The 22,813-nt window shown below is 64.4% G+C and carries 19 protein-coding genes; 6 read left to right on the top strand and 13 right to left on the bottom strand.

The annotated features are described in order from the left end of the window. The first annotated feature begins 67 nt into the window (after positions 1–67). The 4 genes from ASILVAE211_RS07300 (at position 68) to ASILVAE211_RS07285 (ending at position 4,475) form a co-directional block, all read left to right on the top strand. A complete protein-coding gene (locus ASILVAE211_RS07300; protein WP_227320628.1) occupies positions 68–997 on the top strand; it encodes a branched-chain amino acid ABC transporter permease in 930 nt (309 codons plus the stop codon). Positions 998–1,011: 14 nt separating this feature from the next. Further along, positions 1,012–3,096: a branched-chain amino acid ABC transporter ATP-binding protein/permease gene (locus tag ASILVAE211_RS07295; RefSeq protein WP_227320627.1), complete on the top strand. Its 2,085-nt coding sequence runs from the start codon at positions 1,012–1,014 to the stop codon at positions 3,094–3,096. Next, the gene (locus ASILVAE211_RS07290; RefSeq protein ID WP_227320626.1) at positions 3,089–3,811 is read left to right on the top strand and encodes an ABC transporter ATP-binding protein; all 723 of its coding nucleotides are present in this window, start codon (positions 3,089–3,091) and stop codon (positions 3,809–3,811) included. The genes ASILVAE211_RS07295 and ASILVAE211_RS07290 overlap by 8 nt, the downstream gene beginning before the upstream one ends. A gap of 172 nt (positions 3,812–3,983) precedes the next feature. Then, positions 3,984–4,475 (top strand): YaiI/YqxD family protein, encoded by a 492-nt coding sequence (locus ASILVAE211_RS07285; protein WP_227320625.1) that lies wholly within the window; start codon positions 3,984–3,986, stop codon positions 4,473–4,475. Here the strand turns inward: ASILVAE211_RS07285 and ASILVAE211_RS07280 are convergent. Together ASILVAE211_RS07280 and trxA are read right to left on the bottom strand one after the other, a co-directional pair. Then, positions 4,472–4,816, bottom strand: coding sequence for an acyl-CoA thioesterase (locus tag ASILVAE211_RS07280; protein ID WP_227320768.1), 345 nt, complete (start codon positions 4,814–4,816; stop codon positions 4,472–4,474). The genes ASILVAE211_RS07285 and ASILVAE211_RS07280 overlap by 4 nt on opposite strands. A gap of 48 nt (positions 4,817–4,864) precedes the next feature. Next, positions 4,865–5,191, bottom strand: a complete 327-nt coding sequence (trxA, locus tag ASILVAE211_RS07275; protein ID WP_227320624.1) for a thioredoxin TrxA — start codon at positions 5,189–5,191, stop codon at positions 4,865–4,867. Positions 5,192–5,338: 147 nt separating this feature from the next. Here trxA and ASILVAE211_RS07270 point away from each other — a divergent pair, with 147 nt between their 5' ends. Then, positions 5,339–6,214: a glycosyltransferase family 9 protein gene (locus ASILVAE211_RS07270; RefSeq protein WP_227320623.1), complete on the top strand. Its 876-nt coding sequence runs from the start codon at positions 5,339–5,341 to the stop codon at positions 6,212–6,214. On the opposite strand, the gene addA is transcribed toward ASILVAE211_RS07270, so the two are convergent. The 4 genes from addA to tsaE are packed head-to-tail and all read right to left on the bottom strand — an operon-like array spanning position 6,181 to position 13,935. Further along, entirely contained in the window at positions 6,181–9,738 is a 3,558-nt protein-coding gene (addA, locus tag ASILVAE211_RS07265; protein ID WP_227320622.1) for a double-strand break repair helicase AddA, read from the bottom strand. The genes ASILVAE211_RS07270 and addA overlap by 34 nt on opposite strands. Next, the gene (gene addB / locus ASILVAE211_RS07260) at positions 9,735–12,707 is read right to left on the bottom strand and encodes a double-strand break repair protein AddB (RefSeq protein WP_227320621.1); all 2,973 of its coding nucleotides are present in this window, start codon (positions 12,705–12,707) and stop codon (positions 9,735–9,737) included. Before addB ends, addA begins: the two co-directional genes overlap by 4 nt. Further along, complete coding sequence (locus ASILVAE211_RS07255; protein ID WP_227320620.1) at positions 12,704–13,465, bottom strand: nucleotidyltransferase family protein; 762 nt, start codon at positions 13,463–13,465, stop codon at positions 12,704–12,706. Before ASILVAE211_RS07255 ends, addB begins: the two co-directional genes overlap by 4 nt. After that, positions 13,462–13,935 carry a tRNA (adenosine(37)-N6)-threonylcarbamoyltransferase complex ATPase subunit type 1 TsaE gene (gene tsaE / locus ASILVAE211_RS07250; RefSeq protein ID WP_227320619.1) on the bottom strand — a complete coding sequence of 158 codons (474 nt, stop codon included), beginning with the start codon at positions 13,933–13,935 and terminating at the stop codon, positions 13,462–13,464. The genes ASILVAE211_RS07255 and tsaE overlap by 4 nt, the downstream gene beginning before the upstream one ends. 85 nt (positions 13,936–14,020) lie before the next feature. Here tsaE and ASILVAE211_RS07245 point away from each other — a divergent pair, with 85 nt between their 5' ends. Then, complete coding sequence (locus ASILVAE211_RS07245) at positions 14,021–15,034, top strand: NAD(P)/FAD-dependent oxidoreductase (protein ID WP_227320618.1); 1,014 nt, start codon at positions 14,021–14,023, stop codon at positions 15,032–15,034. Between the two features lie 187 nt (positions 15,035–15,221). Here the strand turns inward: ASILVAE211_RS07245 and ASILVAE211_RS07240 are convergent, their stop codons facing one another. The 7 genes from ASILVAE211_RS07240 to ASILVAE211_RS07210 form a co-directional block, all read right to left on the bottom strand. Beyond that, the gene (locus tag ASILVAE211_RS07240) at positions 15,222–15,377 is read right to left on the bottom strand and encodes a hypothetical protein (RefSeq protein ID WP_227307226.1); all 156 of its coding nucleotides are present in this window, start codon (positions 15,375–15,377) and stop codon (positions 15,222–15,224) included. Between the two features lie 108 nt (positions 15,378–15,485). After that, positions 15,486–17,015 (bottom strand): SpoVR family protein, encoded by a 1,530-nt coding sequence (locus ASILVAE211_RS07235; RefSeq protein ID WP_227320617.1) that lies wholly within the window; start codon positions 17,013–17,015, stop codon positions 15,486–15,488. Next, on the bottom strand, positions 17,012–18,292 hold the full coding sequence (locus tag ASILVAE211_RS07230) for a YeaH/YhbH family protein (RefSeq protein WP_227320616.1): 1,281 nt from the start codon (positions 18,290–18,292) through the stop codon (positions 17,012–17,014). Before ASILVAE211_RS07230 ends, ASILVAE211_RS07235 begins: the two co-directional genes overlap by 4 nt. Before the next feature lie 10 nt (positions 18,293–18,302). Continuing rightward, a complete protein-coding gene (locus ASILVAE211_RS07225) occupies positions 18,303–20,252 on the bottom strand; it encodes a PrkA family serine protein kinase (protein WP_456304487.1) in 1,950 nt (649 codons plus the stop codon). A 275-nt stretch (positions 20,253–20,527) separates the two neighbouring features. Beyond that, on the bottom strand, positions 20,528–20,968 hold the full coding sequence (locus tag ASILVAE211_RS07220) for an RbsD/FucU family protein (protein ID WP_227320615.1): 441 nt from the start codon (positions 20,966–20,968) through the stop codon (positions 20,528–20,530). A 60-nt stretch (positions 20,969–21,028) separates the two neighbouring features. After that, positions 21,029–21,511 (bottom strand): phosphate-starvation-inducible PsiE family protein, encoded by a 483-nt coding sequence (locus ASILVAE211_RS07215; protein ID WP_227320614.1) that lies wholly within the window; start codon positions 21,509–21,511, stop codon positions 21,029–21,031. A gap of 73 nt (positions 21,512–21,584) precedes the next feature. Continuing rightward, positions 21,585–22,595: an alpha/beta fold hydrolase gene (locus tag ASILVAE211_RS07210; protein ID WP_227320613.1), complete on the bottom strand. Its 1,011-nt coding sequence runs from the start codon at positions 22,593–22,595 to the stop codon at positions 21,585–21,587. Positions 22,596–22,813: the final 218 nt, after the last annotated feature.

Here is a 22,813-nt window from a genome sequence, read left to right as displayed (position 1 = left end):
GGGAACGAGACGGCATTGCCTGCGATTCACCTTAGAAATTTCTGTTGAGAGCCGGGATCTTTTAAGAATGTCCTCCTTCGATCTCCTTCTCCAGCAATTCGTCAACGGTCTCAGCCTGGGCGCGATGTATGCTTTGCTCGCCCTTGGCTTCACGATTGTTTACGGAATCATGGAGCTGATCAATTTCTCCCATTTCAATGTTTTTATGATCGGCTCTTTTGTCGCGATGGGCGTGCTCAGCCTGTTCGGCCTCAGCGGGCAGACGGTGCTGCTGCACGGTTTTCCGCTGGTCGGCGTGCTGGTGGTGACCCTGGCCGTCACCATGATCGCGTGCGGCATGTTGGGCGTTGGAATCGAAAGACTGGCCTTGAGACCGCTGCGCGGGGTGCAGGGGCCGATGGCGATGATCACCACCATCGGCGTGTCCTACGTTCTGTCGAACGTCGTCATGCTGACCATGGGGGCGAATACAAAGAACTTCCCGAATCCCATTCCATCGGTCGCGCTCCATATCGGCACCGCACAGATCACGGTCTTTCAGTTCATCATCTGGGCCTTGTCGGCCGTGCTGATGGGCGGGCTCTATTTCTTCGTCCAGCGCAGCAAGCTGGGTAAGGCAATGCGCGCCACCGCGCAGGACCCGGATGCCGCGCTGATGATGGGCGTGGACGTCAACCGCGTCATCATGACGGCCTTCTTCCTGGGCTCGGCCCTGGCCGGCGCCGCCGGATTCATCTTCGGCCTCTATTACAACTTCACCAATTTCGGCATCGGCTTCACGGCCGGCCTGCGCGCCTTCACGGCGGCCGTTCTGGGCGGCATCGGCAATATTCCCGGCGCCATGATCGGCGGCCTGCTCATCGGCCTGATCGAAGCCATGGCCGGCCAGTATATCGGCGCCAAATGGGCCGACGTCATCATCTTCTCCCTCCTCGTCCTGGTTCTGGTCTGCCGCCCTGCCGGCCTGCTCGGGCGCCTTGCGCCCACCAAGTCCTGAAGGAGATCGGGTCCATGGATACGACAACCGCGCCCCCCGATGCCAAGCCGGGACATGAGAATACCAATGCGCTGCCGACGGTTCAGGCACCGCCCGCCAAATGGCGCTGGCTGACGGCGCCTTTCGACAAGCCGGCCGTCCGTACCGGGTCCATCGTGCTGTTGGCGGTGCTGGCCGTGCTGTTTCCGGTCATTACCGGTGACCAGGCCAATATCGATGCCGCCGGCAACGCGGCGGCCTATGCGGCCCTTGCCCTGGGCCTCAATATCGTCGTCGGCTTCTGCGGCCTGCTCGACCTCGGCTATGCCGCCTTCTTCGCCATTGGCGCCTATGCCTATGGCATTCTGACCTCCTGGCAGATCACTCCGGACTGGAGCGGTTTCTGGGTACCCTTCGCGGCGCTCGGCCTAGTGCAGAAGGTGGTGCAGAACGACCATGCACTGGTTCATTTCACCGTCTCCTTCTGGCTGATGCTGCCGATCTCGGGCGTCATCTCCGCCTTCTTCGGCATCCTGTTCGGCGCGCCGACCCTGCGTCTGCGCGGCGACTACCTCGCCATCGTCACGCTCGGCTTCGGTGAGATCGTGCCGATCGTGGCGCGCAACTGGACGGGGCTGACGAATGGCGCCGCCGGGCTGAACGGCATCGCGAGCCCGACGCTGTTCAGCTACAAATTCGGCATCGATGCGACGCCCTATTATTATGTCGGCATCGGCGTCGTTGCTTTCCTGATCTTCGCCAGCACGCGCCTGCGGGAAAGCCGTATCGGCCGCGCCTGGATGGCGATCCGCGACGACGAAATCGCGGCCGGTGCCATGGGCATCAATCTGACGCGCTTCAAGCTGCTGGCCTTCGGCCTGGGCGCAGCCTTCGCCGGCATGGCCGGCACCTTCTATGTCGCCAAGCTACAGACGGCGACGCCGGATATGTTCGGCTTCCCCGTCTCCATCATGATCCTGGTCATGGTCGTGCTGGGCGGCTTGGGCAGCGTCTGGGGCGTGGTGCTGGGCGCCGTCGCGCTGCAGCTGTTGCAGTCCTGGTTCCTGGGCGACCTGACGCAATGGGTGAACGCCTTCGGCGACAGCATCCACAACAACTATCTGAGTTCGATCGACCTGACCCAGGCGAGCGAGCTGATCTTCGGCATCATCCTCGTCATCATGATGCTGTATCGCCGTGAAGGCCTGATTCCGGCCAACCGGCGCCAGCGGGCGCTGTCCTTCGAGCAGCAGCATGCGACCGTGCAGACCCATGTGCGGGCCGAGGATGTGACGCTCAGCCAGATCGGCGGCGAAGGCTATATCCACGAGCCCGGCGCGGTGCCGATGCTGGAAATCAACGACCTGACGGTGCGCTTCGGCGGTCTGGTTGCGCTCAACAAAGTCAATATCACCGTGCCGGCCGGCAGCGTGGTGGCCGTCATCGGACCCAACGGGTCCGGCAAATCGACGCTGTTCAATACCATCACCGGTCTGGTGCGGGCGGGTGAGGGCAGTATCCTGTTCCAGGGCAATGAAATCCTGGGTCTGCGGTCCGACCAGATTCTGAAGACGGGCATTGCCCGCACCTTCCAGAATATCCGTCTCTTCACGACGCTGACGGTTGCCGAAAATATCATGGTTGGCCTGCATGCGCGGCTGAAGGCCGGGCCTTTCTCCGCCGTCTTCCGCTCCCCCAAGAAACTGACGGAAGAGGCGGCGGGACGAGACTGGGTAATCGAGATCGCGAAGATCTTCGGCAACCGCCTGATGCCGCGTCTGGGCCAGACGGTGGTGGGCCTGTCCTACGCCAATCGCCGGCGTGTCGAAATTTCCCGCGCGCTGGCCTCCAAACCCAAGCTGCTGCTGCTGGATGAGCCGACGGCGGGCATGAACACCTCCGAATCCCTGGAACTCGCCGAGCAGATCAAGGGGCTTCACGCGCTCGGCCTGACGGTGCTGATCATCGAGCACAAGCTCGATGTCGTCACGCGCATCGCCGACAAGGTCATCGTCCTCGACCATGGCGAGAAGCTGACGGAAGGCCCGGCCGACGAGGTGCGTAAAAACGAACAGGTTCTGGAAGCCTATCTTGGCCGGGGGGCTGCCGCTCATGCTTGAGTTTCGCAACGTCAATACGTACTACGGCGACCTGCACGTCCTGAAGAACGTCAATTACAACCTGGGCGCGGGCGAGATCATCTGCCTGCTGGGCGGCAATGCCTGCGGCAAGTCCACCACCATGAAGACCATCATGGGCATCGTGCGGCCGACCTCGGGCGAGGTGATCTTCGAGGGCGAGCGCATCGACCGGCTGCCGACCGCCGAGCGGGTGAAGCGCGGCATCGCGCCGGTGCTGGAAGCGCGCCGGCTGTTTCCGCGCATGACGGTCTTCGAGAATCTGGAAATGGGTGCCTTCACGCGCAAGCGTGGCGCTGATTTCGATCAAGATCTGGAGCGGGTCTATTCCCTGTTCCCGCGCGTGAAGGAGCGCCGGGACCAGATGGCCGGCACGCTGTCGGGCGGCGAGCAGCAGATGGTCGCCATCGGCCGGGCATTGATGGCCCGCCCGAAGCTGATCTGCATGGATGAGCCGTCAATGGGCCTGTCGCCGCTTTTCGTGGAACAGACCTTCGACATCATCCAGCAGATCAACCGACAGGGCGTCACCATCTTCATGGTGGAGCAGAACGCGGCCATGGCGCTGTCCATCGCCCATCGCGCCTATGTTTTGCAGACTGGACAGGTGGTGCTGGAAGGGCCGGCGTCCGAAATGCGCGAGAATGAGCATGTCCGCGACGCCTATCTGGGTGAGATGCAAGTGGCAGCCGCTTAGGCTCTGGCTGCCCTCCTAATTGTCATGCACGGCTTCATGCCGTGCATCTACCCGTCATGGCGCCCGGACGGCGTTTGGGTATCCCGACGGGTAGATCCGCGTGACGCGCTCGCGGATGACGGCTTTCTTTTGGCGACTTGAGAATAGGGCTGCGTCTGGCTAGATCAGCCGTATGACCATTCTTTACATAGACGGCGACGCCTGCCCGGTTCGGGAAGAAGTCTATCGCGTCGCCGACCGCCTCGCCCTCAAAGTCTTCGTTGTCGCCAATGGATCGCGACCGCTGCGGCCGACGGGCCGGCCCAATGTCGAAATGATCACCGTGCCCGATGGGCCGGATGTGGCGGATGACTGGATCGCCGATCAGATCGCGGCCGGGGATGTCTGCATCACCACCGATATTCCACTGGCCGCGCGCTGCCTGGCCAAAGGGGCTAAGGCGCTGTCGTCACGCGGGCATCACTGGACGGAAGATAATATCGGAACGGCCTTGGCCGGGCGGGCAGTGGCCGAGCACCTGCGCTCCTTCGGCGCCAATACGCGCGGCCCGGACGGGCTGACGAAGGAAGACCGCTCGAAATTTCTGGCGGCGCTGGACGCCGCCATCAACGCCGCGCGCAAACCAACCGCACGGCGCCTGATGGTTCCGCCCGGAGGGTTTTAAGTCCCGTCGCCGTCCTTGATGGGGCGAGGCTTCCGGTCTTCGTCGATGGCGACGAAGGTAAAGATGGCCTTGGTCACCGGCACTGTCTCCGCCTGATAGCGCGTGCGCCGCTCGGCCTCGACGGAGATTTTCATTGAAGTCCGGCCCATGGAGAGCAGGTCGGCATAGAAGCTGACCTCGTCGCCGACATGGACCGGCGCCAGGAAGGCCATACCGTCAAGGGCGACCGTGACGCAGCGACCTTTGGCGATGCGATGAGCAAGATTGCCCGCCGCCAAGTCCATCTGCGCCAGCAGCCAGCCGCCGAAGATATCGCCGGCGGGGTTGGTATCCGCCGGCATGGCGATCACGCGGATTAGAGGCTCACGAATCGCCACGGCCGACATCGCTTAAAGGCTACGCTCGATCCAGGCCTTGAGCACGCTCTTGGGAGCGGCGCCGACCTGGGTCGCGACCTGCTTGCCGTCCTTGAACAGGATCAGCGTCGGGATGCCGCGGACGGCATAGTTGCTCGGCGTCGTCGGGTTTTCGTCGATATTGACCTTGGCAATGGTCAGTTTGCCCGCATATTCGGCCGAGATTTCCTCAAGAGCCGGGGAAATCGCGCGGCATGGGCCGCACCATTCGGCCCAGAAATCGACGACGACGACACCCGGTGCCTTCAGGACATCGGAGTCGAAGCTAGCGTCAGTCACAGCCTTGGTATTGCCAGCCATGGGGGGCCTCATACTGAAAGCCGCGCCGCGGAGCGACGCGGTTAATGTTGCGTTGAACTGAAGGTGGGACATTCCCTCCCTCCAGGCAAGCTTGCTCCCGTGAGCATCAGTTGTGACGCTGGGGCAGGTAATCGAGGATTGCAGGATTTGAGCCTGACGACAGTTCTGAACGGCTTCGGCATCAGCCTGGGCGACGGTATCATCGGATTGCAGGCCCTGTCGGTTGCCCGTGCGACGGGTGCCATTCAGGGGCGAGTCGTTCTTGGCCGCACGGAACCGTCGGCGAAACCTCTGCTGCCGCAATTGTATGAACGCGCGACCGATCTGGCCGAAATCTGGCCGATGGATCTGGCGCCGCGCGACGGTCAGGTGATCGACATTCGCGACTTCGCGCATGACCCGGCTTTCGCGCGCATTTCCATGATCGATTTTTTTCTCGCCAAGCTGGGTATCAATCCGCACGCAATATCGTCCGACGAGAAGCGCAATCGCTGGCTGGCGCCACGGATGGCGCCATTGCCTGACATGGGCCTGCCGACAGGCTATGTCCTCCTTTGCCCCAAGGCCTCCATCGCGCTCAGGGACATGCCGCCGGAGGCGCATCTTGCGCTACAGCTTGGCCTGGCTGCGCGTGGCTTCGGCCCCGTCGTGACCCAGGGCGAGCCCGTGGAAGGTGCCATTGCGGCACCATTCTGCCCATCGATCGAAGCCTTGGCCGCCCTCGTCGCGGGCGCAAGGGCGGTGGTCTCCACCGATACCGCCATCCTGCATCTGGCCGATGCCTATTCCGTCCCCTGCCTGGCGCTGATGACGACGCATCGGCCCGAATGGCGGGTGCGGGACTATCCCTATTGCCTGCCCTATCGGCTGCCCGTGACCGGCGTGCCGGAAAGCGCGGAATTCGTGCGCGGTCCGGAGGATCTGGCGGCCGTCAGGGCTGCGTGGTTCTCCGATGGAGCCGGTCTGGGCTGGGTTGGGCCTTTGCTCGATCAGTTCGTGGCTTTTGCCGCCGCCCGCGCCTGAGGGCTGTGGCTTTTCAGCAGCGCATCCGGCAGCGGCATGACGGTGCCGGTCTCCGTCCAGACCAGCACGCAGTGGATCAGGTGGTCGGGAAAAATCCGCTCCAGCAGCGCGCGATAGGCCGCCATTTGCCGTAGATACAGCAGCGGCGTCTTTTCCGCCGTCGCCGGGGGCTGGCGGTTGGTCTTGAAGTCGAGCGCGACGACGCTGTCGGCCGTTACCGCCAGCCGGTCGACGACGCCGGTGATGACCTCGCCGGCGACCTCGCCCGCCAGCGGCACTTCGGCCCGGCTGCCGGGCGCGAAAGCCTCGGCCAGCGCAGGGTGGCCGAGCACCGCTTCGCATTGTGCCAGCACGGTTTCGACCTCGTCCGTGCTGACGCCGGCGCTGGCGCGGCTGAGGAAGTCGAAGGCCGCTTCTGCGCGCGTATCCGCCGGCATGTCCGGCATATGTTGCAGCAATTGATGGATGAGCGTGCCGCGCGTGAAGCGTGCGCCGCGCGATGCCGTCACGATCAACGGCGAATCGCTGGCCGGTACCGGGCCGAAGGCGACGTCATCCGGCCGGCTGGGCGCCAGCGGCGTCGGGCGTGGCGGCTCGCGCGGGGCCGGCACGGTCTGCCAGTCGGGTGCGCGACCCATCCAGCTAGGCAGGTCGGCAGTCAGACCGATGGCCTTCGCCTTGGCTTCCGGTGGCGGGCGCCGCTGCGGGGCCGTCACAACGCGGCGAAGCGGTGGGAAGGAATTGGGGTCTTCCAGCGTCTGCGCCGATAGCGCGTCGAAACCGCGCGCAATCAGCTCATGCCAGGTCGGCACCCGGCTGCCGGGCCCCCCGCTTTCCCAGCCGCAGACAATCAGCCGGTCTTCGGCCCGCGTCATGGCGACATAAAGCAGGCGGTGATGCTCTTCCACCGCGCGGGCCTGCACCATGCCCTGGAAGCTGCGGCTGGCCTCGCAATGACTGTCCTTGCGCGGACAGAGGATCGGCAATTCCAGGCCGCTATTTTCATCCTGCATCCAGAGGAGAGAGGAACGGTCGCCGGGCGGCTTGTTGGCCGCATCCGCCATGATGACGATCCGCGCCTGCAAGCCCTTGGAGGCATGGACGGTCATGATGCGCACGGCATCGCCGGCCGCGCCGGGTTCGCGCTTCGCTTCCGCCGTCGATTGCCGCAGCCAGTGCAGGAAGCTTTGCAGGGACGGCGCATGGCTTGCCGTATAGGTCAGCGCAGCGTTCAGCAGTTCATCCACCGGCTCGGCGGCTTCCGCGCCCAGGCGGCGGAACAGCCGCGCCCGGCCGCCCAGCGCGCCGAGCGCGCGGGACAGTACGGCATGGGGCGTGGCGTAATCGACTTCCGCTTGCAGCACTTCATAGAAATGCCAGGCGAATTGCCAATCCGGGCGTTCCGCCGCGCGCAGGCGCAGCGTTTCCGACAGGTATTGGTGGCCGCGCCCGGCGGCGAGGTCCATCAGGCTTTCATCTGACAGATTGCCTAAAGGACTGGTGAGCCAGCAAGCGAAGGAAAGATCGTCCTCCGGCAGCAGCAGGCTGTCGGCGAGCGCCATCAGATCCTGCACGGCGGCCTGGGCCGTCAGTTCCAGCCGGTCCAGCCCGGCGACGGGCACGCCGGCTGCCTTAAGCTCGCGCACCAGGATCGGCGCGATCGGCGCGCGTTTTTGCAGCAGGACCAGAATATCGCCGGGCTGCACCGGCCGGCCTTGGCTTGCCAGCGTCTGGCTGCCGTCGGTCAGCCGGGCGATCCATTGCGCGAGGTCGCGCGCCAGACGTCCGGGTGCCGAGGTTTGGCCCAGATTGCTGTCCGGAATGGTCCAGGCATCGGGGCTCGGCACCGCTTCGCGCGGCGTCAGCGGCCAGATTTCGACCTGCCCGCCATCTTCCGGTCGGGCCGAGACATGCAGCAGCGCTGTGCTGCCAGGTTCCACCACACCGCGGGCGGCTTCGGGGTCCGCGAAGACGGCGTCGACCAGCGCAAGCACCGGCACGACCGAGCGGAAGGAGACGTCCAGCGCGCCGTCATGCCAGTCCCGCTGGGCGCGGCGGACGCGCTGGCGCAACCGGTCCCGCCAATCGTCGAAGGAGCGCAGATCGGCGCCCTGGAAACCGTAGATGGACTGCTTGCGGTCGCCGACCGCAAAGACTGTGCGGCCCAGCGCATCCTTCTGCGTCTGCGCCTGCACTTCCCGTGCGCCGGTGCCGGCGAAGAATTCCGCCGTCAGGCTGCCGGCAATGGTCCATTGCGCGGGCGCGGTATCCTGCACCTCGTCGAGCAAAAGATGATCCAGCCCATGGTCGAGCTTGAACAGCACCCAGGCGGCGCCGGGATCGCGCAGCAACTCGTTGGAGCGGATGATGAGGTCGCCGTAATCCATCAGCCCTTCCACCTGCCGCCGCCGCGCCTGGTTGCGCAGCACCGGCAAAGCGAGGCGCAGGAAAGACGCGGACAGATCGGCCAGCCGGTCGGCGGCGAAAGCGTCTTCGATGGCGGTCAGACGCGCCTGCTCAGCCTCGATCACCGGCCACAGGTCAGGCCGGTCCGCATCGAGCTTTTTCCCGACCAATGTCGACCGGGCCAGCGGGCCGCCATCCGCCTTGAAGAAACTGCGGCTCCACACGGTCCAGTCGCGGCGGCGGCTGTCTTCGTCATCGGCCAGCCAGTCCAGCAAAGCCAGCGCCCGAATGCGGACGGTGGGCGGCCCCTGTTCGGCAATGGTGAAGAGGACGCGCCGCAATTCGGAGGCTGCGCCGCCCGACAGCGCGTCCTGCCAGATAGCCTCCGCGCTGCGCACGGCGCCCAGAACGCGGCGCTGGCTGGCGATCAGTGCCTCGGTGTCCAGCGCCAGCAGCGCCTCGGTTCTTTCCCGCGCCCCGTCCAGTTTGCGCAGCAGGCCGTCCAGGTCATCGGCGCTGAGTTCGGCGGCCAGCGCATCGACGGCGTCACGCATGCCTGGCGCGTCGTCATGAATGCGGGACAGGACAAGCTCCTGCTCCTCCCGCAGCGAAATCAGCGCGTCGCGTTCTTCGACCAGCCGGAAATGAGGGGAGATGCCGGCTTCCAGCGGAAAGCGGCGCAGCAGCGACTGGCAGAAGGCGTGGATGGTGTCGATGCGCATGCCGCCCGGCAGGTCCAGCACGATGGCAAACAGCGAGCGGGCGCGTTTGCGATGCGCCTCGCTGGGCAGAACCTCAAGCTCGGCCAGCGCCTGGTTGAGCACGTCATCGGGCAGGCTGACCCAGCGGCCCAGCCTGTCCTGCAAGCGCAGCGCCATTTCGGCGGCGGCATTGCGGGTGAAGGTGAGGCAGAGGATGCGGCCGGGGTCGACGCCGCCCAGCATCAGGCGCAGCAGCCGGTCGGTCAGCAGCTTGGTTTTGCCGGAGCCTGCGGACGCCGCGACGAAGGTGGAAACCAGGGGGTTGGACGCCGCCATCTGATGCTGGCTGGCGCGCACCCGCGCGTCATCGGCGGTGGGCGTCGGTGGCAAGGGCAGTCCGAGCTGGGGGATCGTCATGGGCTACCCTCATCCCCGCCGCCGGCCCATTCGGCTAGGCGGGCCAAGCGGCCATAGGCCGAATCCCGCGCCGCCCGGCCGGGATGCGGGCGCGCGAGGTAAGGTTTGGCCTCGTCATCGAAGGCCGCGATCAGGGCGCGTAGCGAGTCCGCCGATTGCGCGGCGAGATCGGCCAGTTCCGTGAGGCTTTCGATGGGTGTGATGACGGCTCCGGGTTCGGCCCCGCCGCGCAGGCGCCAATAGCTCATCTCGGCCGTGGGCCCCGCATAGTCTTCTCCGAAAGCGCCGGAGGCTGCCATGGCGGCTTCCAGCGGCAATTGCGGCGCATGGCCTTCGCGCACGCGCTTGTCGCTCGGCACTGTGCCAGTCTTGTAGTCGATGAGGGTGAGCGATCCATCGGCGCGCTTTTCGATCCGGTCGGCGCGGCCTTTCAGCGTGAAGGAACCCGCAGGACCGGACAGCGTCCATCGGCCGCTGACCTCGGTGCCGATTTTGGTCAGCGACAGACCGGCGCGGCGGGCGGTTTCCACCTCCGCGATCCAGTCCGCGATGCGCGCCAGGCGCGGGCGCCACCAATTGGCCAGCGCCGGCCGCAGCCGCGCTTCGCCCAGCGCGCGCTCCATGGCGATGCGCAGCCGATGAGGTGAATCCGACCGCCACTCCGCGCCCGCCTCGGTCAGGAAATGCTGCACACCGGCATGGACAAGGCGCCCGTAATCGGCGGCATCCGTCGCCTGATCCAAAGGATCGAGCTCCTTCAGCTGCAGCACATGGCGCGCATAGATGGCGTATGGGTCGGCGAGCCAGGTCTCGATTTCGGTGATGGAGAGGCTGCGCGGGCGCAGCGCCACGGCCGGTTTGGGGGCAGGCGGCCGCGCGGGTTCCGGCGCGGCGCCCGGCTGATCCAGCGCCTGCGCCCAGGTCAGCGCCGGATGGGCGGGAAGTTGCCGCGACTGTCCAGCCAGCATCGCTTCCAGCCGCTTCAGCCATCGGGCCGGCACGGCCGGCGCCCCGCCAACGCGGGACGGCGCGCTGAGAATGACGGTGGGGGCGGCGCAGGCGCCGACCAGAAAATCATGCGCGGCCTGGCCGATTTCTTCTTCCGGTGACGGCAGACCGGCCTCGGCGCGCATGCGGCGGCTGAGCCAGGGGCCAGGGTCGGGCGCGGGCGGCCAGACGCCTTCCACCAGACCGCCGAGAACGACGACTTCAGCGCTTTGCAAGCGTGCTTCCAGCAGGCCCCAGATAGAGACGCGGGGATGGATTTTAGCGCCTTCCAGGCCACGAATGGCGCGGCGGCTGCGCACGACCTTGCCTTCCAGCAGGGCTTCCAGCAGGCCGGGCAGAACCGAGGGGCTGATATCGGGCAGTGTGTCCAGCGCGGGCAAAGCCTCGGCGATGGCGGTCGCCAGCGCTTCGCCTTCCTCGCCGGCCCAGAGCCGGCCGGCGCCGGCATCGGTGGCGGTCGTCGCCAGCGCCTCGGCGGTCGCCGTCAAAGCGCGGAGCAGAGCGGAGGCAGGCTGAGCGGTATAGCCGTCTGTCAGGCGCAGCAGTGGCAGCAAAGCGGGTTCCAACTGCGCCAGCAGATCGACGGAGCGCGGCGAAGGACCGCCGCGCGTCTTGTCCAGCGCATCGCGCAGGCCGGTGAGCCCGGCCGCCGGGCGCGGTCCGCGCAGGCAATCCGTTTCCAAGGCCCGGGCGCCGGCGCGGCAGGCCGAGAGCGACAGGCCGGCGGCGGTCAGCGGGTGTTTCAGCACAGCCAGCAGGGGCACCGGCGCCAGACGGTCGGCCACCGCGCGCGCGATCAGGCGCAGGAAGGTGCCAGCCGGCGTCTCCCCCAAAGCTTCGCCCGCACTGTCATCGGCGATGACGCCGAAGCGGCGCAGTTCCACCGCGACACGCGCGGCAAGTTGGCGATCCGGCGTGATCAGCACGGCGCGGGCGGAGGGCGTTGCCAGCGTATCGCGCAGCAGGGCGGCGATGGCGATGGCTTCCTGCTGCTGGTCCGACGGCGACAGGCGATACAGCCCATCGAGCGCGAGCGGCGTCGGTTCGCGCCAGGCGCCGAGGGCTTCCGCGGGCAGCAGAGCACGCTCCAGAAGATCGGATCGGCTTGGCCCCGGTGCGGCCGAATCGTCCCAAGGCTGCACGTCTTCCCGCCGCGCGCCCATGGCCGCGATCAGGCGTTGCAATCCGGCCTGCGGATGGCTGGGCTGGAGGGATTTCCAGACGTCATCCGCCATGCCGTGGTCGAGGCCTTGCAGGATCACCGCGCCCTGCGGCAGCTTGGCCACCACCTGCGCGACATGCGCGATGGAAGGGCGGGCGGTGGTCAGCCCGGCGATCCAGACGGGATAGTCCGGCGGGGTCTCTTCCCAGGCCTTTGCCTGGGCATGGAGCAGGCGAACCTGACGCGCGACCGGGTCGATCAACTGCAATTCATTTAGGATGCGCGGCCATTGGTCGGTCGCGATGGCCAGGAAGGTCAGCGTCTTCTGCCAATGCGCGGCGAGCTCCTCCGGCACACTGGCGCGCAGCGCCTCGGCCAGCGGCACTTCAGCGCGTTCGGCCTCGTCCATCAGGCTGGCCAGTTCGCGGGCCAGGCGCCAGGTCGCATCCAGGCTGGGGCTGAGAGCGCCGCTCGCCTGTTCCAGCGCGATGATGAGGCGGGACAGCGTCGCCAGCCGCTGGGCTTCCGGCATGGCCGGCGGCAGCGCGAGGGCGGCGGGGCCGAGCGCCAGCGGCACTTCGTCCGACGCGCCGATGGCCGAGATGCGCGGCAGCAGCAGGGGCTTGCCGTCCGTCGCACGCAGAAAGGCTTCCGTCAGCGCGCGGGCGGCGCGGCGCGTCGGCAGCAGGATGAGCCCCTGGGCCAGTGGCGCCGAACCGTGGTCGCGCAGCCAGCGTTCGGCCAGGGCATCCAGAAACGGCTGGCCGCTGGGAATGGACCAGAGGCCGAGCGGTTTCACCGGCGATTGCCTGCCGCATGTTCCCGCAGCTCGACCTCGGCACGGGCCAGATCGGGCGGGGTGGAGAGGTGGAACCAGACGCCGTCATGCACAATGGCGCGCAGCGTATCGGCCGCGATGGCGCGATCCCAGATCAGGTTCAGGCTGAAGCGATCCGGCGGCAGATCCTGGAACAGGTCGGGCGAGAGAATCTGGATGCCGGCATAGATATAGGGAACCTGCTCATGCTCCGTCGGACGGCGCGGATGGCCCCAGACGTCGAGCGCGAAATCCCCCGCACCCGTGGCGCTGGCGACCTGCGTGGTCCGCTGTAGCAGCAGCACGCCCTTGGCGGTTTCGATTTCCAAGGCGCTGGCCAGGCGCAGCAACGCGGGGATAGGCCCGTCCAGCCAGAAGGCATCGCCATTGATGACGTAAAAAGGATCTTGCCCCAAATGGCCGGCCGCGAGTGCCGACGCCACGGCGCCCCCGGTGTCGCGCAGGCTGTCTTCGCGCTGGACGATGACGGCGGGGCCGCCCGTGCGGGCGGCGAGATGGGCTTCCACCGTTTCCGCCTGCCAATGGGTATTTACGACGACCGTTTCCACGCCCGCATCGGCCAGCCGGTCCAGCGCGTGATCGAGCAGCGCCCGGCCGCCCAAGGGCAGCAGCGGCTTCGCCGTCTTCACGGTGAGCGGGCGCATGCGGGTGCCGAGGCCCGCCGCCAGAAGCATGGCGGTGCGCGGGACTTGGACAGGCGAGAAGGCTGTTTGGGTCATGGCTGGTCCATAAGGCGATGAAGGCGATCCGGCCAGCCGGAAAGACGGGCGTCCCGCAGGCCATCCGCATGCGGATTGAGCGTAATTTCAAGCGCATCGGCCGGCGTATAGGCTTCCAGCCGGTCGGGCCATTCGATCAAGGTTATGTCATTGAAGGCGTCGTCCAGGCCGAGTTCGCGCAGGTCCGGCCCGGGTTCAACCCGCCACAGGTCATAGTGATGGACCATGCCCTTCGGCGTCTCATAGCTCTGCACCAGGGTGAAACTGGGGCTGGGCACGTCCAGAGTGGGGTCGCCGGATGCCGCGCGGATAACGGCGCGGGCGAGGGCGGATTTGCCGGCGCCGAGCGGGCCTGACAGCAGAACGACGTCACCGGGGCACAGCTGAGCTGCGATCCGCCCCGCCAGGGCTTCCGTCTCATCGAGCGTATGCAGCTGAAGGTCGAGCGAGGGAGAGGTACTGCCGGTCATGGGCCGGGACCATGCCCCAAGGCTGGACGGACCGGAAGGCCAGAGCCTATTTACCGGGACGGTTTGAACGGGGAACGGGCGCAGGATGGCTCAGGTCTTGGATACGGATGTGGCGATCGTGGGCGCGGGGCCGGCCGGGCTTTTCGCGGTTTTCGAATGCGGCATGCTGAAAATGCGCGCCGTGCTGATCGACGCGCTGGACGAGGTGGGCGGCCAATGCACCGCGCTTTATCCGGAAAAGCCGATCTACGACATTCCCGCCCATCCCGCGATCGAAGCCGCCGACCTCATCACGCAACTGGAAAAGCAGATCGCGCCTTTCGACGCGCCGCGCCTGCTCGGCCGTCGCGTGACGGGGCTGAGCGGCGCGGCCGGGGCCTTCACGCTTTCCACCGACAAGGGCGATCAGGTGAAGGCGAAGGCCGTGATCATCGCGGCCGGCGCCGGTGCTTTCGGCCCCAACCGGCCGCCGATGGGCGGGCTGGAGGCCTATGAGGCGACGGGCGGCGTGCAATATTACGTTCGCCGGCGCGAGGATTTTCGTGGCAAGCGCGTCGTCATCGCGGGCGGCGGTGATTCGGCGGTGGACTGGGCCTTGGCGCTGAAGGATATCGCAGCCTCCATCGCCGTCGTGCATCGCCGGCCGAAATTCCGCGCAGCACCGGAAATGGCGGCGCGGCTGGATGAGGCGGCGGCCAAGGGCGAAATCGAAATGGTCATCCCCTATCAGTTGCAGGGGCTGGAAGGCGGCCAGGGCAACCTGAGCGGCGTTGTGGTTGCAACGCTACAGGGTGAGCAGAAGGTGCTGCCCGCCGATGTGCTGCTGCCCTTCTTTGGCCTGTCGATGGATCTGGGGCCGATTGCCGACTGGGGGCTGGCGCTGGAACGCCATCATCTGCCGGTGACGCCGGCCACCTGCGAGACCACCATGCCGGGCGTCCTCGCTATCGGCGATGTCGCAACCTATCCCGGAAAGCTAAAGCTTATTCTTCAGGGTTTCGCGGAAGGGGCGATGGCGGCGCATGCCATTCACCCTATCGTGCATCCGGGCAAGGCGCTGCATTTCGAGTATTCGACCAGCCAGGGCGTGCCGGGCTGAGCGTCACGTCAGACAGACGGCAGCGCGCTCATGACGGCGCGCGCTGCCGCCAAAGGTAGTTCAGAGTGCGATCGCATCGCCATCAACCGTCATTCCCGCGAAAGCGGGCATCTTTTTGTTGCAGCCTGTAGCAAAGAAGATTCCCGCTTTCGCGGGAATGACGGTACTCAATCTCAATCTGAAGCGTCTACCCAAGAACAAGCAAAACAATAATGATGATGACGATCAGGCCGAGCCCGCCGCCCAGGCCGTAGCCATAGCTGCCGCCGAAGCCGCCGCCGACGAAGCCATAGCCGCCGCCGAACAGCAGCAGCAGGATCAGAATAATCAGAAGAAGCCGCATGGCCGTTTCCCCCAAGGTGACATTTCTGTAACCCAGTTGGGGTGCATTCCGCGTTCAGCAAGGCTCACGCCTGCGTGTGACCAGCTTGTGAAGGGTTTGTCGCGCGGATCACGTGGGCGGCGGGTTGGCCGTATGGGTGGAGAGGATGGCCTCGGTTTCGGTATCGACCTCCTGTAGCCGCACTTCATAGCCCCATAGAAAGGCGACGTGCCGCAGCGTCGCCTCGGCATCGCGCGTCGAGAGCAACTCGCCCGGCTTGGTGCGGTGTTGCAGCAGCAGCTTGCGGTCGCCGGCCAGATCGACATCGACGACCTGTACATCCGCGTCATGCAAGGCCGGGTCGTAGCTGGCGGCCAGCGACCGGCGCACGGCGCGATAGCCGGCATCGTCATGAATGGCATCGACGACGAGGGCTGAATCCGCGGTGTCATCTAGCAGGCGGAACATGCGGAACTGCCGGATGACGGCGGGCGAAAGATATTGCAGGACGAAACTCTCGTCGCGGAAATTGGCCCAGGCATAGCGCAGCGTGCCGACAGGGTCGCCGTTGCCGGCGATATCGGGGAACCAGCGGCGGTCTTCCTCGGTCGGATTGGCGCAAACACGCGCGATATCGGTCATCATGGCATAGCCGAGCGCATAGGGGTTGAAGCCCGGCCCACCACCTGGGCTGTCGAAATCCGGCTGGTAGATGACATTGCTGGTCGAATGCAGCACTTCCAGGAAGGCCGCGTCGTTGATCTGTCCTGTTTCATGCAGCCGCTGCATGATGCGCTGATGCACCCAGGTGGCGCAGCCTTCGTTCATCAGCTTGGCCTGCGGCTGCGGGTAGAAATACTGCGCGATCAGGCGGACGATGCGGATGATCTCCCGCTGCCAGGATTGCAGGCGCGGCGCCACCTTCTCGATGAAATAGAGCAGATTTTCTTCCGGCAGGCCCAGGCGCCGGCGGCGGTCTGAGGCGCTGTCCGACGTATGCTTCGGCTTGCCACCCGGCACCGTGCGCCACAGGTCGTCGAAGACGCGCTCATCATGCTCCCGCCGCTCGCGCTCCCGCTTCTGGTCCACCTTCAGGTTCAGCGGACGCGCGCCGCCGTGGCGATGCACGCCATGGCGTGACAGGGCATGGGCGGCGTCGATGACACGTTCGACGGCGGCGGCCCCATGCTGGTCCTCGCAGGAGGCGATATAGCCGCGCGCGAATTCCAGATAGTCGATGATCGCGGAGGCTTCCGTCCATTGCCGGAACAGATGATTGTTGCGGAAGAAATGGTTATGGCCGAAGGCGGCATGGGCGATGACCAGCGCCTGCATCGTCGCGGTATTTTCCTCCATCAGATAGCTGATGCAAGGGTTGGAATTGATCACCACCTCATAGGCGAGGCTTGAATAGCCGCGCTTATAGCTCTGCTCATGTTGCAGAAAGCGCTTGCCATAGGACCAATGACGATAGGTGAGTGGCATGCCATGCGCCGTATAGACGTCGAGCATCTGCTCAGCCGTGATGATTTCGATGCGATTGGGGTAAACTTCCAGCCCCAGTTCCTCGCAGGCGATCTTTTCGATCGCGTCATAGCTGCGCTGGATGGTCGGGAAATCCCAGTCAGCGCCCTCATAGAGCAGGTGGTTTTCGGTCACGCGGCCACCTTGCGAGCAAAGAGATGTCGAAAGACCGAGAAAATATCGCGCCGGTCGGAAACGCGGCTCATGGCAAGCCGACTGTCGCGTTGCGCAATCGGGCTGTAGCCGCGCCACAGATCGGTATCGCCGCGGATGACAGCCATGGTGCCGACTTCGATATAGGCGAAATACTGCACAACCGGCAGGATATCGTTTTCCAGCATGGCGGTCGATTTCTGGGTATCGCTGCTGGAATTGTCGCCGTCGGAAGCTTGCGCGACATAGATGTTCCAGCTGTCCTGCGGGTAGCGCTGCTTCTGGATTTTCAGGAACTCCGTCAGCGCGGAGGATACGACCGTGCCGCCGGTGCGCGGATCGGTGAAGAAGGTATTCTCGTCCACTTCCTCCGCCGTCTCGGTATGACGGATGAAGACCAGATCGACATGCTTGTAGCGCCGCTCCAGAAACACATGCAGAAGCAGGAAAAAGCGCTTGGCGAGATCCTTCATCGGCTCCGACATGGAGCCCGAGACGTCCATCAGGCAAAACATCACAGCCCTGGCGCTGGGCTTGGGCACTTGCGTAAAGCGGCGATAGCGCAGATCGACCGGATCGATCCAGGGGATGCGGCGCTGGCGCATCAGTGCGGTCGCCAGTTCATCCTTCAGGGCGCGCAGGCGTTCGGGATTGTCGCGGCCTTTTTCGAGCGCCGCGATTTCCGCTTCCATCGCCAAAATTTCAGGCGTCTTCGGGCGTTTCAGCCCGATCCGCCGGGCCATGGACTGCCGCATGCTGCGGGCCATGTCGATCTGCGACGGGGAGCCATCAACGCTAAGCCCCGTGCGCTGCGGCGTCATGGTTTCGGTCGCGACGATCTGGCTCTTGACGAGGTCCGGCAATTCCAGATCCTCGAAGAACAGATCCAGGAATTCGTCGCGGGTCAGCACAAAGCGGAAACCGTCCTGCCCGTCACCATTGCCCTGGCCGCCTTCGCCGGCACCACCCTGGCCTTGGCCGCCGGGCGGTCGTGTCAGCCGATCGCCGGTCGAAAATTCCTTATTGCCGGAAAAGACGATCTGGCGCTGGCCTTTGGTGAAGACGGTATGAAAGCTCGGTTCGTTCAGACTGTCGGCCGGGATGACGACACTCTGATCATGCCCGACTTCGCGAATGGTTCCCTGGTCGATCGCCGCCCGCGCGGCACGCGCGACGGCGGCGCGTGCGCGCGCCAGCACGCGCTGGCGATTTTCCAGGTTCTTGCCATGGGGATTGCGTCGGCGGTCGATGATCTCCAAGGGCTTTGGCTCACGCTGACTGTTTCACGCGCATATACCATTCCACCAGACGGCGGACCTGGCGCTCGGTATAACCGCGCGAGGTCATCCGGCTGACGAAATCATTATGCTTCCGCTCCGTATCATTATCCTTCTTGGAGCCGAAGCTGATGACAGGCAGCAAATCCTCCACCTGGCTGAACATCCGCTTTTCGATGACTTCGCGGATTTTTTCGTAACTCGTCCAGGACGGATTTTGCCCGCCGTTATTGGCACGCGTGCGCAGCGCGAACTTCACCACTTCGTTACGGAAGTCCTTGGGGTTGGCGATGCCCGCCGGCTTTTCGATCTTCGTCAGTTCACCATTCAGCAATTCACGATTGAGCATCTGCCCGGTATCGGGATCCTTGAAGTCCTGATCCTCGATCCAGGCATCGGCATAGTCCAGATACCGGTCGAACAGGTTCTGGCCGTAGTCGCCGTAGCTTTCCAGATAGGCTTTCTGGATTTCATTGCCGATGAATTCGGCATAGCGCGATGCCAGTTCATCCTTAATGGTCGCGATATAGGTGGCTTCGGTCTCGGGCGGGAATTGCTCGCGCCGGATGGACTGTTCCAGAACATACATCAGATGCACAGGGTCTGCCGCGATTTCGGCGGAGGAGTAGTTGAAGGTCTCCGACAGAACCTTATAGGCGAAGCGGGTTGAGATTCCGTCCATCCCTTCATCGACGCCGGCGGCGTCCTTGTATTCCTGCATCGTCTTGACCTTGGGGTCGGTCTCGCGAATGTTTTCCCCGTCATAGACGCGCATCTTGGCGAAGGGGCGTGAATTGGCATGCGGCTTCAGCCGTGACAGCACCGCGAAGCGGGCCAGCATTTCCAGCGTATGGGGCGCGCAGGGCGCTTCGATCAGCGCGGAGCTGGAAATCAGCTTTTCATAAATTTTACTCTCTTCCGTGACCCGCAGGCAGTACGGAACTTTCACGACGCAGACACGATCGAGAAAAGCTTCATTCGTGCGGTTGTTACGGAAACTCTGCCACTCGGCTTCGTTGGAATGGGCCAGAATAATGCCCTGGAACGGAATGGCGCCGATATTCTCGGTGCCGACGTAATTGCCTTCCTGCGTCGCCGTCAGCAGCGGATGCAGCATCTTGATCGGCGCTTTGAACATTTCGACGAATTCAAGCATGCCTTGATTGGCGCGGCTCAGCCCGCCGGAGAAGCCATAGGCGTCCGGGTCGTTCTGGCTATAGGTTTCCAGCTTGCGGATATCGACCTTGCCGACGAGTGCCGAAATATCCTGATTATTGTCATCGCCCGGTTCCGTCTTGGCGATGGCGAATTGCTTGCGGCGCGACGGGTAGAGTTTCACCACCCGAAACCGCTCCAGGTCGCCGTCCCATTCCTCCAGCCGCTTCAGCGCCCAGGGGCTGGCAATGCCGGTCAGCACCCGGCGCGGTATATTATAATTTTCGAGCAGCGTTTGCGCCATCGTGTCAGGATCGAAAAGACCGAGCGGGCTCTCAAACACAGGGCTCAGATCGTCTCCTGCTTTCAACACATAGATCGGCTCTTTCTCCATCAGCGATTTCAACCGCTCGCCGAGGGAGGATTTGCCGCCACCGACGGGACCGAGCAGATACAGAACCTGCTTGCGCTCCTCCAGGCCCTGCGCCGCGTGGCGGAAGAAGCCGACGATGCGCTCGATCGTCTCTTCCATGCCATGAAACTCGGCAAAGGCCGGATAGACGCGGATCGTGCGATTGAGGAAGATGCGTCCCGCCCGCGACTCTCGGGAGGTATCGATGATTTCGGGTTCGCCGATTGCCCGCAGCATGCGTTCCGCCGGGCTGGCGTAGCATCGCGGATCATCCCGGCAGGCTTTCAGATAATCCGCAAGGCTCATCTCAACCTCGCGCGTGCGATCCCGCAGGGTCGCATGAAGCGAGAAGACGTTATGCGGTTTATCCATCATGCGCGCGCTCTCCAGCCATTTTTAAAGGGCAGGTGCCGTCGACAAGTCTCCTTTGGCTAAAGCCAATGTCAGGAAACTTGGCGGTAGCAATGGAGCCTAGCGCAATGGGTTTGGAATTTTCATCAACAAGATTTTGTACTGGCCTAAATTATTTAACTTTTTTGACAAATGGGGCCGATATCAAAGCCTTGCACATATCGATTTTGCTGCGCTGCCGCGAACGCAAGGGCGGCTAAACTTTCCTAACCCTTGCATTCGCGCGGGCGACTCGTGGCTTAGCCTTCGCCGGGACGCAGAACGCCCTTTTTGAGAATAAGATTTCCGTACAGGCGGCGCTCGGCCGTCTGCACCACGGCGAAGCTGCTGCGCACGCGGTCATAGAAGGCGAAGCGCTCCAGCGCGACGACGCCGAACTGTCCTTGGCTATACTGTTTGACTAGTCCCTCGAACTCCACGCAAACCGGGGCAAGCTCGTCGGGTGCATGAACCTGACGCATGACGAAGGCACTGTCCTCGACAAAATCGTCGAGCGGCATGAGCTTGAGAATGGCTTCGGACAGATGGGTGGCGGAGACGCCATCGGCCCGCAGCACGCGCTCACCCATGGTGGCGGCCGGGAAATTGCAGTCGACGATGGCGATTTCGTCGCCGTGACCCATTTCGCGCAGGACGGCGAGAAGGTCGGGGGAGAGAACGGGGTCTATGAAACGTAGCACGGCCTTATGGCTCCTTCGCTCGGACGATTGACCCCGTCCTTCTACAGGAGAGTGGCGTCGTTACCCAATGGGGGTATCGGGCACATGGGCTTCCGTCGCCCGCCGCTCCTGATCACGCACTAGCCAATAGACCAGGCCGAGGGCCAAAATCGCGGCCGCGACGGCGATTGTTTCACCGACATTGATCTCCTTCAGATCGAGGACGATGAACTTTCGGAGCGTCGCCAGCAGGCCGATGAGGATGATGGAGCGGATGCGGACGATGCTGGCCTGGCTGGAGGTCACGATCAGGAAGGAGCGCTTGAACTCCAGGCCGATCAGCACCGTGAAGAACATGCCAAAGATCGCCGGATAGACGACCGGGTTGGCAGGGTCCAACTCCCCGGTCTGGATCAGGCCGATCGTGGCCATGACCAGGTGCCAGGTCGCAAAGCCGATCAGGATGACGATGACCAGGGTCAGCACCAGCATGACGAGATGCTCGAAGGTCTCATACAGCGTATTGCCGATGAAACGGCGGAGCGCGGTGTGATAATCAGCCATTATAGACAGGGTCCGATAGCAGTGAGGCCGCTGCCTTAGCCGACCAGGGCGGCGGATGCCACGTTAGGGTCTGTTAATGCTCCAGCCAGTCCCGCACCGTCGCACGGAGGAAAGCCTTTTCCTCCGGCAGATTGGATGGCGCGCCGGCGACATGGCCCCAGATGCTGGGGATGGGGGCCAGCTTTCCGTGCTTTAGGGACCGCAACTCGATCGCACTATCCTCGGGCGGAAAATACAGATCGGTTTCGCCCGGCATCAGCAGGACCTTGGCCTGGATGGCGGCGAGCGCCGCCGCGTTGTCCCGCCCGTATAGGTCGCTGGCGCTGATATCGCCCGCATACCAGGTGCGGAGCTGCGCATAGAGGTCGCAGGCCGCCAGAGAAAAACCAGGCTCCCAATGATCGTCCAGGAAGCTGTCCAGGTCGGCGGCACCGATCGAGGACAGGTGCAGCCCGGCGCGATACCAGGCCTGGCTCATGGCCCAGCCGGCATAGATGCGGGTAAAGGCGCGGCGGGCTAGCTTGGGCTCAGCCGAAAAGCGGCCCTGGCCCAGATGTTCGGGTGCGGCCTCCAGCGTCGCCATCAGGGAGGCGAGGAAGACCTGATTATGGGGGGAGGTGCGGGCGCTGCCACAGACGATGATGGCGCGGTCCACGGCCTCCGGCGCCAGGGCCGCCCAGTGATAGGCCTGCTGCGCGCCCATGGAGAAGCCATAGACCGCCGCCACCTGGGTGATGCCGAAGACCTGCGTCAGCAACCGGCGCTGAGCCAGGACATTATCGGCGGTCGTGACCAGGTCCGGGTAATCCGGCGTGTTCGACGGGCTGGAAGACAGGCCATTGCCGAACATATTGGGGATGACGACGAACCAGCGCGCGGGGTCGAACAGGCTGTCCGCGCCAATGGCCCATTCTGTGCCGGTATGCTGCGCGCCGTAGCTGGTGGGATAGACGATGACATTGTCGCGGTTCGGCGACAGGGTGCCGTAGCTGGCCCAGGTGATCTGCGCGTCGGGTAAAAGCTTCCCCGATTGCAGCGGCAGATCACCCAGCCGGAAGATGCCCGTTTCGGTTCGCATCGTCATCCGCGTCACCCTCGCCCTGTTCAAGCGGACAGCATCGCAAACGGGTGTGTGTCTGGGAAGAGCGGCTCGGCCTCAGACCGGTTCGTCCAGTTCTGTACACACTGCAGCGTGAAGCCTTGGGGGCTTGGGCCGCTGGCCGCCCAAGACCATCTGCCGCTGCACGCGAGGGTGAAATCATCAGCGATGATGACGCACCGTGAAAGATTCTGTCAAAAGGA

The organism is Acidisoma silvae, assembly GCF_020618775.1.
GTDB lineage: Bacteria > Pseudomonadota > Alphaproteobacteria > Acetobacterales > Acetobacteraceae > Acidisoma > Acidisoma silvae.
This window is presented reverse-complemented; position numbering and strand designations above follow the sequence as displayed.